15 protein-coding genes are annotated in these 16,826 nt (G+C 46.9%); 5 read left to right on the plus strand and 10 right to left on the minus strand.

What is annotated here, in order from left to right; genetic code table 11:
• Positions 1–3 precede the first annotated feature (3 nt).
• From ABWW54_RS16370 to radC, 10 genes are all read right to left on the minus strand, one after another.
• Positions 4–450 (minus strand): acyl-CoA thioesterase, encoded by a 447-nt coding sequence (locus tag ABWW54_RS16370; protein WP_353413800.1) that lies wholly within the window; start codon positions 448–450, stop codon positions 4–6.
• On the minus strand, positions 447–1,868 hold the full coding sequence (locus tag ABWW54_RS16375; RefSeq protein WP_353413802.1) for an NAD-dependent succinate-semialdehyde dehydrogenase: 1,422 nt from the start codon (positions 1,866–1,868) through the stop codon (positions 447–449). The genes ABWW54_RS16370 and ABWW54_RS16375 overlap by 4 nt, the downstream gene beginning before the upstream one ends.
• A gap of 28 nt (positions 1,869–1,896) precedes the next feature.
• Positions 1,897–2,373, minus strand: a complete 477-nt coding sequence (locus tag ABWW54_RS16380) for a PaaI family thioesterase (RefSeq protein WP_353413804.1) — start codon at positions 2,371–2,373, stop codon at positions 1,897–1,899.
• Between the two features lie 158 nt (positions 2,374–2,531).
• The gene (locus ABWW54_RS16385) at positions 2,532–3,191 is read right to left on the minus strand and encodes a retropepsin-like aspartic protease family protein (RefSeq protein ID WP_353413806.1); all 660 of its coding nucleotides are present in this window, start codon (positions 3,189–3,191) and stop codon (positions 2,532–2,534) included.
• Positions 3,178–4,554 carry a DNA repair protein RadA gene (gene radA, locus ABWW54_RS16390; RefSeq protein WP_353413808.1) on the minus strand — a complete coding sequence of 459 codons (1,377 nt, stop codon included), beginning with the start codon at positions 4,552–4,554 and terminating at the stop codon, positions 3,178–3,180. Before radA ends, ABWW54_RS16385 begins: the two co-directional genes overlap by 14 nt.
• Position 4,555: 1 nt before the next feature.
• Positions 4,556–5,656 (minus strand): alanine racemase, encoded by a 1,101-nt coding sequence (gene alr, locus ABWW54_RS16395; RefSeq protein ID WP_353413810.1) that lies wholly within the window; start codon positions 5,654–5,656, stop codon positions 4,556–4,558.
• 20 nt (positions 5,657–5,676) lie between these two features.
• Positions 5,677–7,053, minus strand: coding sequence for a replicative DNA helicase (gene dnaB / locus ABWW54_RS16400; RefSeq protein WP_353413812.1), 1,377 nt, complete (start codon positions 7,051–7,053; stop codon positions 5,677–5,679).
• Between the two features lie 242 nt (positions 7,054–7,295).
• Entirely contained in the window at positions 7,296–7,451 is a 156-nt protein-coding gene (rpmG, locus tag ABWW54_RS16405) for a 50S ribosomal protein L33 (protein WP_353413814.1), read from the minus strand.
• Between the two features lie 36 nt (positions 7,452–7,487).
• The gene (gene rpmB, locus ABWW54_RS16410; RefSeq protein WP_353413816.1) at positions 7,488–7,724 is read right to left on the minus strand and encodes a 50S ribosomal protein L28; all 237 of its coding nucleotides are present in this window, start codon (positions 7,722–7,724) and stop codon (positions 7,488–7,490) included.
• Between the two features lie 325 nt (positions 7,725–8,049).
• Positions 8,050–8,739: a RadC family protein gene (gene radC, locus ABWW54_RS16415; protein WP_353413818.1), complete on the minus strand. Its 690-nt coding sequence runs from the start codon at positions 8,737–8,739 to the stop codon at positions 8,050–8,052.
• A gap of 209 nt (positions 8,740–8,948) precedes the next feature.
• On the opposite strand from radC, the gene coaBC reads away from it, so the two are divergent.
• The 5 genes from coaBC (at position 8,949) to odhB (ending at position 16,679) form a co-directional block, all read left to right on the plus strand.
• Positions 8,949–10,160: a bifunctional phosphopantothenoylcysteine decarboxylase/phosphopantothenate--cysteine ligase CoaBC gene (coaBC, locus tag ABWW54_RS16420; RefSeq protein WP_353413820.1), complete on the plus strand. Its 1,212-nt coding sequence runs from the start codon at positions 8,949–8,951 to the stop codon at positions 10,158–10,160.
• Between the two features lie 49 nt (positions 10,161–10,209).
• Positions 10,210–10,668, plus strand: a complete 459-nt coding sequence (gene dut / locus ABWW54_RS16425; RefSeq protein ID WP_353413822.1) for a dUTP diphosphatase — start codon at positions 10,210–10,212, stop codon at positions 10,666–10,668.
• Between the two features lie 287 nt (positions 10,669–10,955).
• A complete protein-coding gene (locus ABWW54_RS16430) occupies positions 10,956–12,239 on the plus strand; it encodes a citrate synthase (RefSeq protein ID WP_353413823.1) in 1,284 nt (427 codons plus the stop codon).
• 352 nt (positions 12,240–12,591) lie between these two features.
• The gene (locus tag ABWW54_RS16435) at positions 12,592–15,384 is read left to right on the plus strand and encodes a 2-oxoglutarate dehydrogenase E1 component (protein WP_353413825.1); all 2,793 of its coding nucleotides are present in this window, start codon (positions 12,592–12,594) and stop codon (positions 15,382–15,384) included.
• A gap of 86 nt (positions 15,385–15,470) precedes the next feature.
• A complete protein-coding gene (odhB, locus tag ABWW54_RS16440; RefSeq protein WP_353413827.1) occupies positions 15,471–16,679 on the plus strand; it encodes a 2-oxoglutarate dehydrogenase complex dihydrolipoyllysine-residue succinyltransferase in 1,209 nt (402 codons plus the stop codon).
• The last annotated feature ends 147 nt before the right edge of the window (positions 16,680–16,826 follow it).

Raw genomic sequence — 16,826 nt, forward strand, 5'->3', positions numbered from 1 at the left:
CCGCTAAATGGTTACGCCAGAATGGTTAGAGACCAATCCGTTTGCGCCAATTTCTAACTTTTTTCGCAAATCAGCTGGGATTGGAATTTTTGTGTAATTACTCGAATCAACAAAGACATACGTTATTCTGGCCTGTGCGATTAATTCGCGTGCTCCGTGCTTTAAAAATTTCAATTGTAAAGAGTACGACGTATTACCAATGTGAGCCACATCAACCTCAATCGCCAGCACATCATCGAATCTTCCAGGCGCCTTCCAATCTATGGTTAAACTTACCACCTGATTATCAACCCCAGAGTTCACCATCTCAGCGTAGCCGCCCCACATAGCTCGGGTAAATTCCGTCGCGGCGATATCAACGTATTCGGCGTACTTGGCGTTAAAGACAACTCCTTGAGCATCGCACTCGGAATACCTTACTCTCAGAAGGTGAGTAAAAGAACCACTCATATAGACCAGCCACCCAACTTAGTTTCAAGGTACTCCATGAGCCCCGCACGCGCGCCCTCTCGCCCCAAACCGCTGTAATTCATGCCGCCAAATGGGGCCGCAGCGCTGGTCGGGTTAATGTCGTTAATCCCCACAATACCGACATTGAGCGACTCAAAACTGTGCATTGCTCTTGAAAGGTCCTTTGTATAGACATACGCCGCTAAGCCATAGTGCGTGTCATTTGCCATCTCAATCACCTGTTTCTGGGTATCAAATGGTATTACCGCCGCCACAGGGCCAAACGTTTCCTCTCGATAAATCAACATTTCCTCTGTGACGTCAGAGAGTAAAGTTGGTGCGTAAAAATGTCCTTGGCATAATTCTGCATCGTCTAATTTGTGACCACCAATAACAAGATTAGCGCCCAACTCTACCGCGTCGTTGACCTGCCTTTGAACTTTCTTAATGGCTTGTGCGCTCACCAATGGGCCCACTGAATTGCTCAAATCGAGACCGCTACCTACTTTTAACGCGGCTATCCGTTTATGAAGCGCGCCAACGAATTCATCGTAAATCTTGCGCTGTACAAAAATTCTGTTCGGGCTAATACAGGCTTGACCGGCGTTCAAAAATTTAACCAACGCCGCTCCCTTTGCTGCGTGAACGGGGTCGGCATCATCGTACACAATAAATGGAGCATGCCCTCCTAACTCCATCGATACTCGCTTTAAAAAAGGAGCCGCCTCAGTCGCCAGCTTTTTACCAACCAATGTCGACCCGGTAAACGTTATTTTTTTAACCGAATTGTTGGTACAAAATTCATGGCCAATTGCCACAGGAGAGCTCGCCGTCAGCAAATTCACCACGCCTTTAGGGCAATCTGCATCGTGAAAAATTTTAACTATTTCAGTAGCACACAAAGGCGTTGCTTCGGCCGGTTTCAAAACAACGGTGCATCCGGCGGCCAACGCCGGCGCTAATTTTCGTGTAATCATGGAAATAGGGTAATTCCAGGGCGTTATCGCGCCGACGACTCCCACAGGTTCATGACGAACAAAGAAACGCTGATCGGACCTAGAAGAAGGGATGCTTTCGCCATAATTACGTTTGGCTTCTTCAGCAAACCATTTTAGAAAATCAGCCGCGTACTGAACCTCATTTCTCGACGCCTTAAGCGGCTTTCCTTGTTCTTTGGTCATTAATTCAGCCAAAGAGTCTTTGCGCTCTAGCATTAGGCTATACGCTCTCTCAAGTACCGCCGCACGTTCGTAAGCCGTACGATTTTTCCATGTGTCGAATGCATTACTGGCGGCTGAAATTGCGTCCAGCACATCCATTTTCTCAGCTTCAAAGGCGCATCCCAACACATCTCCTGTGGCTGGATTAATTACATCAAAACGGCCGCCTGTTTTACGCCATTCACCATTAATATACATACAAATTTGTTACCCGTTCATGCGCCGCTTAGTCAGGAATCAGCCGCCAACCCAATTGATTCAAGGTGCTTTCACTTGCCATCTCACTTGGCATGTCTGCTAAGGTTAGCTCGGCTTCACAGCCTACCTTGCCGTCTGGCAATAGAATCTGACCCTGCGCCTTACACAATCGCCCTTTCAATTTAATAATTTTCCCCTGTGCTCGCAACCACGTTTCTAGAGGTACGGGGTTTCGAAATTGAACCTTCATGTTGACCGTCATCATGAATCGATGATGATCACCAATCATGGCTACTCGGCCAACGACTTCATCAAGGATAGTGGCCAAAATACCACCGTGAGCTATTCCTGGGTACCCTTGAAATTCCTCGCGAATTTTGAATATACTCTCTACCGTGGTGCTTGCGTCATCATAAAAACTCAAGCCCAATCCACGGCTGTTTTGCGTCCCGCAGACAAAACAATGTGACGCATTGGGTTGCTTATGAGTGCATGTCTTTTCCAAGTTAAATCCTTCGATGTTGCGGTAAAGAAGAAAGCCCTTACCTGTATTAATTACGATGTCGTCACCTAGTGCTCGATCAGTCTGTCTGTGAGTGTGCCAAATGAATTGACGTTAGCACAACCGGCCAATGCGGCACTTGAAACGCACAGATAACTTATTTAGCGCTCTTTTAGCGTCATTAGGTTACCCGACCGAGTCATATCCACTTTACTCAAAAAAGTCATCCCAAGAAGCGGCACCTCAGGAAAGCCCCCTTCAATGACACCAGCGTCAATGTCGTTTAATTGGATACCGCCAACTGAGATGCTGTTCAATCGAATTGTGTACATGGGGGCTGTTCCAGATGCGGTTGAAGCTAAGCCGCGCTCACCATCTAAATAGCTCAAGCCAATTGAGTTTGCTTGCTTACTACTTAAGACAACCAAACTAGCACCTGTGTCTACTAAAAACTTAATGCCACGCCCATTAATAGTACCGTCACTTTCAAAAAAGCCGCCAGCTCCCACACGCATTTCAACAACGGCATCCGACTTCTTATCGAAAGCACCCAATTGCTCAGACACGATCGTAGTACCGTTTAAGGTAAGCGTCTCTCTTGCACCATTCACTTCAATAACGGCCTCAGATGTATTAGAAGTAATCAGTTTAACGCCCTGATACTCGCTGCCAGCCCGAATTATTTTGGCTTTTTTACCGTCTATCGAGAGCATGGCGCGATCGGTAAACAACGCAATTGCCGTCACGGATTTAGCCTCTAATGTGTCGACAAAAAGCACGAAAAATACAACACAACTGAATAGAATTTTAATCAAATGCATAGCGTATAGCTTCCTCCAATGTATTCACGGATACAATCTCTAGCTTACTAGACTTGACACCAGATTGATTACCTTTTGGCATAATCAGACGACGAAAGCCTAACTTTTCAACTTCTTTGATGCGATCCAAGCCTCTCTGGACCGGCCGTATTTCACCGGTCAAACCAACTTCGCCAAAAACAGCCAGATCGCTATCGAGACGTCTGTTTTTAAAACTGGATAAAACCGACAACAAAATTGCGAGATCCGCCGCAGGCTCGTGCACCTTAACGCCACCAATGACGTTAACAAAAACGTCTTGGTCATACAAAGAGAATCCAGCATGACGATTAACCACAGCGAGCAGCATGGCCAGTCTTTGATTATCCAAGCCTACGGTCACACGTCGTGGGTTGGCTAATGAACTTTGATCAACAAGAGATTGAACCTCAACCAGCAATGGTCTGGTGCCCTCTTGAGAAACCAGCACCACACTTCCAGTAGCGTCTTCCTGAGCCCTTTTAATAAACATCGCTGAAGGATTAGATACCTCCTTCAACCCCATGTCGGTCATTGCAAACACCCCTATTTCGTTAACCGCACCAAACCGATTTTTAATAGCTCGGATTAGTCGAAAGGTACTGTTTTGCTCTCCTTCAAAATACAATACGGTATCGACCATATGCTCAAGAACGCGTGGGCCAGCCAACGCGCCTTCTTTGGTAACGTGACCCACCAAAATAACAATGGTCTGCGTCTGTTTTCCAAAGCGAACCAATCTACTGGCCGTCTCTCGGACTTGTGCCACACTCCCCGGAGCCGATTGCAGGGTTTCAGTGTATAAGGTTTGAATGGAGTCAATGACGAGCACCTCGGGCTTGTGCTCCAACGAGACTTCCAGAATGCTCTCTAGTTGGTTATCAGCGAGCAAACTTAAATCACAGTCTTGTACGCCCAATCGCGTCGCTCTCAGGGCAATTTGTTCTGCCGACTCCTCACCCGTCACGTAGAGCGTGTTTTTGGTATCGCTTAACAACGCAAGACTTTGCAGTATTAAGGTAGATTTACCAATCCCTGGGTCACCGCCAAGCAATATAACAGAACCAGGAACCAAGCCACCACCAAGTACTCTGTCCAACTCAATCAGTCCGCTGGGAAACCTAGGCGTTCCCTTTAAGCTAACCTTTTGCAGCTTTTGCACATTTGCTTTCGGGGCAAATCCTTCGAATCTTGCCGCCTTGGGGCTAGAGGATAGTGACGACTTTTGCGGTGCCGCCTCCTCTTCTAGCGTGTTCCAATCCCCACAATCCTGACATTGCCCGGTCCATTTCGGAAACTGGGATCCACATTGTGTACAGCTGTATACCGTTTTCGCTTTGGCCATATCAAGTATTTTGAATAACAACACGTGAGACGCGCTGAGTGATTTTACAGGTTAATTCATAGGCAATTGTGCCCGACGCCTCAGCCACATCCTCAACTGGATTGCCTTCCCCCCATAAAACGGCTTGATCTCCCACATTCACAGGCAACTCTCCAATATCCACCGCAATCATATCCATAGAGACTCTGCCTACCAATGGAACCAGAAACCCATTAACCAGTACTGTGGTTCCATTTGGAGCGTGACGAGGATAGCCATCGCCGTACCCACACGCAATGTAGGCTATGCGTGAATCCTGATCAAGCGTGTAGGTCCCGCTGTAGCCAATACTCGAACCTGAGGGCATACGCCGAACGGATATTATTGAGCTCTTAAACGTCATCACAGGCTGTAAGCCCAGCGCCTGCGAAGACAACCCTCGCTGAGGGGAAACACCGTAAAGCAACACACCCGGTCGAATGATGTCCATCGCATTTTCCGAAAACGCCACCACACCCGCCGAGTTCAAAATGCTGCACTCGGAGTATGTTTGATTGTTGTTTTTGGCCTCGGACACGATGGATTGAAACAGTGCAATCTGCTGCTGATTAGCCGTCAAATTAGGCTGATCAGCTTGTGCCAGATGAGTCATTAAACTGATGCTACCAATGCCAGCAAGCTGACGAACCGAGTTGTATACGCTCTGAATTTCCTCCATGCTGAAGCCAAGCCGTCCCATTCCGGTATCCACTTTCAACCAAACATCTAACGATTTGAAACTCTTATCAGAACGCAAGGAGTTTAATTGGTGGTAGTCATATATCACCGGCCTCACCGTGTTTTCCGACATCCACTTAAGATCGGATTCACCGAACATAGGAGAGAGCAAGGTCAGAGGTTTGTCTATTTGATTTTGCCTGAGCTGCTGCGCGTCTTCGGTTGACGTGACCGCAAACTCATCGGCGTCGTCAAGGTGCCGGGCTGCTAGCATCATCCCATGCCCATACGCGTTGGCTTTGATGACCGCCATCACTTTGCTGAGGGGCGCCAATTGTCTTATGCACGCTAAATTATGAGCAAACGCATCCGTGTTTAACTCAATGTAACATCGTTGTCCGTTCACAATCATTCCCTCACTAGAGACTATTCATCGTCAAATTGAGGGCCTGCGTAATTTTCAAAACGAGTGAATTGTCCCAACCACGCAAGTCTAACTGTGCCGATTGGTCCATTACGTTGCTTACCAATAATGATTTCAGCGATGCCTTTCGCTTCTGAGTCTTTGTTATACACCTCGTCACGATAGATAAACATGATGACATCCGCATCCTGCTCAATCGCGCCCGACTCACGTAAATCGGACATCACCGGCCTTTTATTTGGTCGCTGCTCCAACGCACGATTTAACTGCGAAAGGATAATAATCGGGCATTCCAATTCTTTTGCGAGACCTTTCAAGGATCGGGTGATATTAGAAATCTCCAGGGTTCTGTTTTCCGTGCCGCTGGAGTCATTGCCCCGCATCAATTGAAGGTAGTCGAGCATGATCAAACCCAAACCATGTTCATGTTCTGCCGCCAAGCGCCTTGCCCTGGTACGTACTTCTAATGGTGATAAATTCGGCGTGTCATCAATGTATATGTTCTTTTCATTCAATATACTTACAGCCGACGTCAGCTTAGGCCAATCTTCGTTTTCAAGCTGCCCGGTACGGAGCTTGCCCGAGTCAACGCGACTCAACGATGCCATCATTCTGGCGGCCAATGAGGACCCAGGCATTTCCATACTAAACACCGCAACCGGAAGATTCTCGTGAATGGCGGCGTACTCAATCAAGTTCATTGAAAACGACGTTTTGCCCATTGATGGTCGACCGGCCACAACGATCAAATCGCCTTCCTGCATTCCACTGGTCTGCTTATCCAGATCACTAAACCCCGTGGAGACACCAGTGACGGTAGATTTAGTCTTAAAGAGTTCATCAATTTTTTGTACTGCCTCTTTTAGCAGCACATCAATTTTTTGGAACCCCGCCTTGGCTTGAGTGTTATTCTTGGCGATTTCAAAGATTGATGATTCAGCGAAATCCAATACTTCTTCGGGAGTACTCCCTTCTGGATTGTATGCGCGCTTAACAATATCATTGGCGCTGTCAATCAAACGGCGCAAGATTGCCCTATCACGCACAATCTTAGCGTACGATTTTACGTTACCTGTGTTCGGCGTATTCTTTGCTAATGACCCAAGATACGCCATGCCGCCCACGTTATCTAACTCCCCCAGATGAGTCAGTGTCTCTGAGACGGTAACAACGTCAGCGGCGTCACCGGCCGTACCTAGCTTCACAATCTCATTAAATATCAACTGATGATCGTTGCGATAGAAGTCTCGACCTTCGAGTTCCATACTGATGTCATCAATAACTCGATTATCGAGCATCATTGAGCCCAATATTGACTGCTCGGCTTCTATGGCTTGTGGAGGTAGTTTAAGGGCGTCTTCTTCAGGAGTTGTGGCCATAACTATAGGAATAATCTTTAAAACAAGGTAACAGGGGTTTAAATAAGGGCGACCAACTTACAAAAAGATCGCAGCCTATCTAGGCCGGATCAACAGCCGATCATCTTAGCATACTAAGTCGTAAGATATTGATTACGAATACGGCAATATGGGGCGACTTTCTAGCTCCCAAAACCATGCGCGCAAAAAAAAACCAGCCTATGGCTGGTTTTTTTAATCTTTAGAAAAAAGCGAGTAAAATCTTATTTGATTTTAGCTTCCTTATAGTCGACGTGCTTGCGTACAACAGGGTCGTATTTTTTTACAACCATTTTCTCAGTCTGCGTTCGCTTATTTTTTGTAGTGGTGTAATAGTGGCCTGTTTTAGCCGTAGACACCAATTTGATTTTATCTCTCATGATTTTCTCCTAGCTTCTCTTAATTCGAGTGGCCAATTATACCTTAACACCGTTAGAACGAAGGTCGGCTAGAACTGTGTCAATGCCTTTCTTATCAATGATACGGATACCTTTTGAAGACACACGTAATCGAACCCAACGACTTTCACTTTCTACCCAAAACTTACGGTAATGCAAATTCGGTAGGAAAGTGCGGCGTGTGCGATTTTTCGCGTGAGATACGTTGTTACCAAACGTCGTACCCTTTCCAGTTACCTGACATATTCTAGACATTGTTCTAACCTTCTAAACTTTTTTCTTCAATTAAACGCTTAGTTTTCTGCAATAAGTTTATTGCGCAAACTCAAACAAGAGTTACCCGCACTGAATCTATATTTCAACTCAGCAACTTAGCTGAGACCGACCTTTTAACCTTAAATCAGCCTAAGCGATTGTTTTTAAATCGTTAACGTTACAATAGAGCGTTTTATAAGCCGCCCTATTCACTTCAGGGGGCGATTTATACCAGAAAGGCATTGAAAATAAAACCAATTCTTCGCTTTTTAGCTCGGCTTTTTGCGGTTTTCTCAAATCTGATCGCGTCACTTGATATTTTAGACTACAGGCACCCCATTTCGGCAAATGAAACAACTTCTCCGTCTCCCACCACAAAATGATCTAACAGATTCACTCCAACCATTTCTAATGCCAAACTCAAGGTCTCGGTTAACGCTTTGTCAGCACCGCTTGGTTCAGCGACACCCGAAGGGTGATTGTGAGCAACAATCAACGCAGCGGCATTGAATTTGAGGGCCTCCTTCACCACTTCTCGAATTGGCACAGACGCACTGTCGATGGTACCACGAAACAATTCTTCACTATGAATAACGCTATGCTTACTGTTTAAATACATCACATAAAACGCCTCATAAGGCTTGTCTCGTAATTGGAGAGTTAAATAGTCTCGTGAAATATCTGGGCTGGTTATCCGTGTTCCTTTTTCAAGCTGCTCCTTTAGGTATCGCCGCCCCAATTCTAATCCGGCTTGAAACTGCACATATTTAGCCGTACCCACCCCTTTAAACTTACACAAATCAACTGGGCTCATATTAAGTAACCGCCTTAGGCTTCCGGCCTCTAATAAAGCGTCGCGGGCGATTGTTATTGCAGACTTACCGGGTATGCCTGTCCGCAAAAAAATAGCCAACAACTCAGCATCGCTGAGCGTATCCGGCCCCTTATTCAAAAGTTTCTCTCTTGGCTGCTCGGTTTGAGGCCAATCTTTAATCGGTAAATGTCTGGTAGTCATTAGCACACTCCTTGTGGTTAGTGGCATCATTTAATCATAGCTGCACAGGGCTTCGCAAACTTTCGCACCAATGAATTCAGATATTTGGCTGAAAAATTGCCAGCAATCGGTGATAATCGCGCTCTTAATAAACGTGGTTCTGAAGATCAGTCACGACTACAATACAAATGGCCAACGAGAAATCGTTTAGCAAGGTAAGAGCACACTCCATGGCGAAAACAGCATTAAAACCATTAAGTAACAAACGCGTTCTGCTGGGAATTAGCGCAGGTATAGCCGCCTATAAGGGGCCCGACCTGGTACGTAAACTTACTGAATTGGGTGCGGAAGTCGAAGTTATCCTTACTCGCAATGCAGATCAATTCGTAGCACCATTGGCACTACAGGCGGTCAGCGGCAGGCCTGTGCATAACTACGCCATGACCGCCGAAAGCGAATCGGGCATGGGCCACATTGACTTGGCCAGATGGGCAGACATTGTGTTGATCGCACCAGCAACAGCCAATGTTATTGCTAGACTGTGCCAGGGAAATGCAGATGAATTACTGACAACGGTATGCGTTGCAACGCAAGCACCTGTCGCCATCGCACCGGCGATGAACCAGCAAATGTGGCAAAACCCGGCCACCATAGAAAACTTGGCCACGCTGGCTAAGCGCAACACACTCATTTTGGGACCGGATTCTGGCGAACAGGCCTGCGGCGAAGTGGGTCCTGGGCGAATGCTTCAACCGACAGACATAGCCGCAAGAGTTGGCGCTTCGTTTTCCACGGGCTCACTGAGTGGTAAAAATGTGATGATAACCGCTGGCCCGACCTGGGAAGCCATCGACCCCGTGAGAGGCATTACAAATCACAGCTCGGGGTTAATGGGCTATGCTTTGGCTCAAGCCGCTGTCGAGGCCGGGGCCACTGTCACACTGGTGTCTGGCCCAACCAACCTACCCCCTCCTGAAAGAGTAAAATGCGTCAATATCATTTCTGCATTAGATATGCGCCAAGCGGTTTTCAATGACATCGATTCGCAGGACATATTCATTGGCGTCGCGGCCGTAGCGGACTACAGACCCATCGACTCCGCTGACCAAAAAATCAAAAAAAATGCCGATGAAATGGTCATTAAAATGACCAAAAACCCAGACATTTTGGCCGAAGTGGCCTGCCACACAAATCGACCTTTTTGTGTGGGCTTCGCGGCGGAAACAAACGACGTTGTCGATTATGCTCGAGGAAAACTTGAACGCAAAAAGCTGGATATGATTGCCGCTAATCGTGTAGGCATCGCTGACGGCGGGTTTGGATCGCAAAATAATGCGATCACGTTAATCACAAAAGAGGCTGTGATTGAGCTTCCAAAGCAAAACAAGTTCGCCTTAGCTCGAAATCTCATTTCAAACATATCAGAGCACCTTCCAGAGTAATTCCGCATTACTGATACCGACTTTAGATACGAACACACCACTTACAAACATGAAGACACCAATACAACTAAAAATTCTTGATGACCGATTGGGTAACGAATTTGAACTTCCAAACTATGCCACTCAAGGGTCAGCTGGCATGGATCTTCGAGCGTGTATCGACGATTCGCTGACCATTCTGCCTGGAGAAACACATTTACTCCCAACGGGCATGTCCATCTATGTGGCGGATCCAAGTCTGGCGGCCATCTTACTCCCTAGATCAGGCCTAGGCCATAAGCATGGCATGGTCCTTGGCAACTTAACCGGCTTAATAGACTCTGACTACCAAGGCCCGTTAATGGTCTCAATGTGGAATCGAGGAAACAAGGAGTTTACTGTAGAAGCAGGCGACCGAATCGCTCAAATGGTGCTGGTGCCCATTGTGCAAGCTGAGTTTGAAATTGTTAGCGAATTTACCCAATCCGAGCGCTCAGACGGAGGATTTGGTCATACCGGTGTCAAATAATCGCCAAATTTCGCGATTATTTGGCTGTTAAATACTAACTATATAATTCAGAGGCGAGCGCTGTATTATTTTTTTGACAGGAATTTGCTATACTCCGCGTCAAATTTCATCACAGAGCTGTTTCTTACCAGTTCTTAGGTTCATTTTTGCTGGTGTAAAGTAAAAGACCAATTTGTTGCCGCCTACTATTATCGTTTTCATCGAAAACGAGCAGTACTAAGCGCGCCGACGATTGAGTCTCAACACCAAAATACCAGCAAACCTTACACACGTTATATGAGGAAGTTATGTCAGATACCCTATCCATACGAGATAATCGCACAGGAAAAGAGTACGAGGTCGATATCGTAGACGGCAATATAAGTGCCAGTCATCTACGCCAAATCAAAGTAAACGAAGGCGATTTTGGCATGATGAGCTACGATCCCGGGTATCTAAATACGGCGAGCTGCACAAGCCGAATCACCGACCTTCATGGCTCACAAGGTATTTTACGTTACCGTGGTTACCCCATAGAACAACTGGCTGAAAAGAGCACGTTCTTGGACGTAGTGTATCTATTGTTCAACGGCGAATTGCCTAATGCCAGCGAATCGGCGTCCTGGGAAGAACGAATTACCCACCACACCATGCTTCACGAAAAAACCAAACGTTTAATGGGTGGCTTCAACTACGACGCACACCCAATGGGCGTGTTTATTTCAACCGTCGCGGCACTGTCAACGTTCTATCCAGACGCTAAGGAAGTTGAAAGCAAAGAAGCACGCATGTTGCAGGCTTGCCGCCTAATAGGAAAGACTCCAACAATAGCGTCATACGCATACAGAAATAGCCGCGGCTTGCCGTATATCTACCCTGATAATGAGCTAAGCTACACGGGCAATTTTCTTAATATGATGTATCGCATGGTCGAGCCACGTTACCAAGCGGACCCGGTTCTTGAACGCGCGCTTGACGTCCTGTTTATCCTTCACGCTGATCATGAGCAAAACTGCTCTACCAGCGCCATGCGTAATATTGCTAGCTCAAAAGCAGATCCATTTGTATCCGTTGCTGGTGCAGCGGCGGCACTTTACGGCCCGTCTCATGGTGGCGCAAACGAAGCGGTATTAAACATGCTGCGTGAAATCGGCACAAAAGACAACGTCGCCGACTACGTTAAACGATGCAAGAGCGGCGAAATTCGCTTAATGGGCTTTGGTCATCGAGTTTACAAAAACTACGACCCACGAGCACGAATCGTTAAGCAAATCGCAGACGAAGTGTTTGAAGTTACTGGCCGCAACCCGCTTATCGACGTTGCAATGGAGCTAGAACGCATTGCGTTGGAAGATGACTACTTTGTTAAGCGCAACTTGTATCCGAACGTGGACTTCTACTCGGGCCTAATATACGAAGCCATGGGTTTCCCAATGGAGGCATTTACCGTGCTATTTGCAATTCCTCGTACAGCGGGCTGGCTAGCTCAATGGATGGAGTTGATGGAAGACCCTGAATTCCGTATTACGCGCCCTCGCCAAAACTACCAAGGCTTTGGCGAGCGTCACGTGCCAGATGATTACCGCTCATAAACAGCAATCATAGAATCAGTCCTTAAAGGCCACCCATTGCGGTGGCCTTTCTTTTTTAGGCCCTGAAATTAATAGAGAAAGGGATTTTCACCAAGGAATACAGACAGACCGTCAATCAAGGATTGCGGCAAATGTCTAAAAGGCGAAAAGCGCACGACACCTACCAAATAAAGTGGCATACTTCAGCTGTTTACCGTCTAAGTTTCAGAAGCGTCCTGATTGATCAAAACAGTGGTCAAATTTGGTTCAAAAATACGTTTGATGCACCAAAAAAGATCAGGAAATTAGACCTTAAATACACGAAATCAATCTAAACTCTAAATCAGTAACGACTGGGCAAAAATCCAATCAAATGAGCACTAACTCAGATCCTCTTAGCCTATTAAATGGCCAAAATATCGCGTTCTTGGAAGACGTTTTCGAACAATACCAAGAAGACCCAAATTCTGTTTCACAAGAATGGCAATCTTACTTTGCTAACTTAAGCACATCGTCGGCGGCGACAATATCATCAAGCAGTAGTGGAGGCAGCCTAGATGCAGCCATGGCTACAAAACAGGGCTCAGTTTCTCGATTAATTAGCACCTATCGTGCTATGGGACATAAACGAGCGAAGATTGACCCCATTAATGAAATGGAAGAACAAGACGCCTCTGAGCTTGAGCTGTCTTATCATGGTCTTTCAGAGTCAGATCTAGACACAGTCTTTGATACTGGCCCTCTGCGTGCACCAGACCGCCTAACATTACGTGACATCGTTGCCATTCTTAAGGCGAACTATTGCGGCTCAATTGGATACGAGTACGGGCACATGGCTAGCGCCAGTCAACGACGTTGGTTAAGAACCAGGCTCGAGCAACCTGTTGGGCACGACCCGTTCGATAATGATCAAAAAGTTCATATTTTGAATCGTTTAACCGCGGCCGAAGGCATGGAGCGTTACCTCCATACCAAATACGTCGGTCAAAAACGTTTCTCACTTGAGGGCGGAGAGAGCCTAATTCCAATGCTGGACCAAATGATTCAGCAAGGCGGCGCCGATGGGGTCAAAGAAGTCATAATCGGAATGGCACATCGAGGTAGGTTAAACGTTCTTGTTAATACGCTCGGCAAATCCCCAAACACTCTGTTTTCTGAATTTGAAGGAAAATACGACATCAATGAGTTGGCGGAAAGTGGCGATGTAAAATACCATCAAGGTTTCTCATCAGACATTCAATCCAAAGGTGGTCCAGTTCATCTGTCTTTAGCGTTTAACCCTTCCCATTTGGAGATCGTTAGTCCCGTGGTAGAGGGTTCTGTACGCGCTCGCCAAGAGCGACGAGATGACGCTGAGGGCAATACGGTGCTTCCAATATCCATCCACGGCGATGCCGCATTTGCCGGTCAAGGCGTGGTTATGGAGACATTTCAAATGTCTGGATGCCGTGGCTACTATACAGGTGGAACGGTACATATCGTGATCAACAATCAGGTTGGCTTCACCACCAGCAACCCCAAAGATTCGCGATCTACACCGTACTGTACTGAAATTGCCAAAATGGTTGGAGCCCCCATCTTCCACGTAAATGGTGATGATCCTGAAGCCGTTATATTCGCGACACAAATTGCCATTGATTTCCGCATGAAGTTCCACACCGACGTCGTGATAGATTTAGTCTGTTACCGACGCCATGGCCATAACGAATCTGATGAACCATCGGTGACTCAACCGATGATGTATAAAAACATCAAAGCTCTATCAACGACGCGCCGTCTGTATGCGCAAAAATTGATAGACAGCGGTGTGATCGATCAAGAAACAGAAGATCAAATGAAGGCCGAATACCGAGCGTCTATGGTCGCTGGGGAACGAGTTGTGCCAGAATACGTTGAGGTGCAACAAGGAGATCACACCGTAGACTGGTCGCCGTATTTCAATATTCATTGGGAACACAAAACGGACACAGGGTTCAACGCGAAACGTTTAGACTTTCTCGCTGAGCGCCTGTTAGACGTACCCGCTGATGTGAAACTGCACGCGAGAACCAAAAGCATAATGAACTCGCGCGAAAAAATGCGCGCTGGGGAGCAGCCTTTGGATTGGGGTATGGCGGAAAATTTGGCCTACGCAACGTTGCTCGATGAAAACTTTTCTATCCGTATGTCAGGCCAGGATTGTGGACGAGGAACATTCTTCCATCGGCACGCAGTCTTGCACAACACCGAAAACAAAGAGACCTACATGCCATTGCGGCACATTAAGGACAAACAACCCAATATTGACATAATCAATTCGTTGTTATCTGAAGAAGCAGTACTTGGCTTTGAATATGGGTATGCCTGTTCAGACCCTAAGACGATGGTGATTTGGGAAGCTCAATTTGGTGACTTCGCCAATGGCGCTCAGGTTGTTCTAGACCAATTCATATCCAGCGGTGAAGCTAAATGGGGCCGCTTGAACGGGTTGACTATGTTCTTGCCACACGGCTATGAAGGCCAAGGCCCTGAACACTCGTCTGCTCGCCTGGAACGATATTTACAACTTTGTGCTCAGCACAATATGCAGGTGTGTGTGCCAAGCACTCCTGCGCAAATGTTTCACATGATACGCCGCCAAATGGTTCGACCTTATCGAAAGCCGTTGATTGTAATGACTCCCAAGAGCCTGTTGCGTCATAAGCTTTCGACATCAAGCTTAGAAGAGCTGCACAGCGGACGGTTTCAGAATGTGATTCCGGAAGTCGACAAGCTCACCAATAAAGACGTAAAACGCGTCGTATTGTGTACTGGGAAAGTGTATTACGACCTGCTTGAACAGCGCCGTGAAGACAAAATCAAAGATATAGCCATCGTACGCGTGGAACAGCTCTATCCGTTCCCTCGCACCGAAGTGATTGATGAATTAAAACGTTACCCGAATGCGAATGAGGTCGTATGGTGTCAAGAAGAGCCTAAGAATCAGGGCGCTTGGTATCAAATCATGCACCACATAAAGCGGTGTGTAGAAGACGGCACGACGGTACTTTATGCCGGTCGTGAAGCTTCCGCTTCACCAGCTGCAGGCTATCTAGCGGTTCATCGAGAACAACAAACACGTTTGGTTCACGCGGCACTGTCGCCTCTTGATGAAGAAGACACATATCGAGTAGAGGCTTATCACTAGTCCCTACTCTATTACTATTAACGAAGCACTAAATTAAACTCCACGAACAAGCAGCTCAGACAAGCGTATTGCAGGAGCAGAAGAATATGACAGTTGAAATTAAAGTCCCAATTCTACCAGAATCAGTAGCCGAAGCCACGGTCGCGACTTGGCACAAGCAGGTCGGTGATTCCGTCAGCATTGATGAAAACCTAGTCGACATTGAAACAGAAAAGGTAGTTCTCGAAGTACCGAGCACGGTAAACGGAACGATTAAAGAAATCAGAGCTGAAGAAGGCGCAACTGTGGGTGAGCAAGACATTATTGCAATCATCGAGGAAGGCGCGTCTGCATCGAAACCAGCCGCCGCACCACAGATCGAAGCAAGCGCTACACAAGCCCCGACTGAGGAGCACGCTAGCGATGACTCAGATAAATTGAGCCCAGCCGTACGCAAGATGGTGGCTGATAACAATTTAGATGCGGCCAGCATTAAAGGCACTGGCAAAAATGGGCGAATCCTCAAGGAAGACGTTCAAAATCACATCAATGCGAGTAAAACGGCAGCGAAGTCCGACGGTCCCGCCAAAGAAGTGAAAACAGCGCAAGCCGGTGAACGCACTGAAAGACGAGTTCCAATGACTCGACTTAGATCAACGATTGCGCGTCGACTTAAGGAAGCTCAAGATACGCAGGCAATGTTAACGACGTTCAATGATGTGAATTTGCAAGCCGTCATCGACATTCGCAAGCAATACAAAGAACTGTTTGAGAAAAAACACGGCACTCGCCTTGGTTTTATGTCGTTTTTCGTTAAAGCGGCAATCGAAGCACTCAAACGCTTCCCTGCGGTTAACGCGTCGATAGACGGTAACGACATCGTTTATCATGATTATTATGATGTGGGTATCGCAGCATCCTCTCCACGCGGCTTGGTTGTCCCAGTTCTTCGAGATGTAGACCAGATGAATTTTGCCGGCGTCGAAAAGTCTATTGGCGAGTATGGTCAAAAAGCCAAAGAAGGCAAACTCACCATGGAAGACCTTGTAGGCGGTACGTTCACGGTTTCGAATGGTGGCGTTTTCGGTTCCATGTTGTCCACTCCCATTGTCAACCCACCTCAAAGTGCGATCTTAGGTATGCACAGAATCGAAGAAAGGCCGGTTGCTGAAAATGGTGAAGTGGTCATCCGTCCGATGATGTACTTAGCGCTTACTTATGATCATCGCATTATTGATGGTAAGGAATCAGTGTTATTCCTTAGAACCATTAAGGAGTGCTTAGAAGATCCTGCACGCCTCTTATTGGAACTTTAACTGAGACGGCTCACGGTGAGGCTCTCCTAGAGTCTCCCAGAGCGTCTCGTATGGCTGCTCGTGGAGCAAACAACTCTGAAGGAAGGTAACTGTGGTCAATCCACTGCGAACCTACCTTCATACACTTAAATCGAATTAGAAATTAGC

Origin of the sequence: Arenicella sp. 4NH20-0111 (assembly GCF_040366405.1) — a bacterium.
GTDB lineage: Bacteria > Pseudomonadota > Gammaproteobacteria > Arenicellales > Arenicellaceae > Arenicella.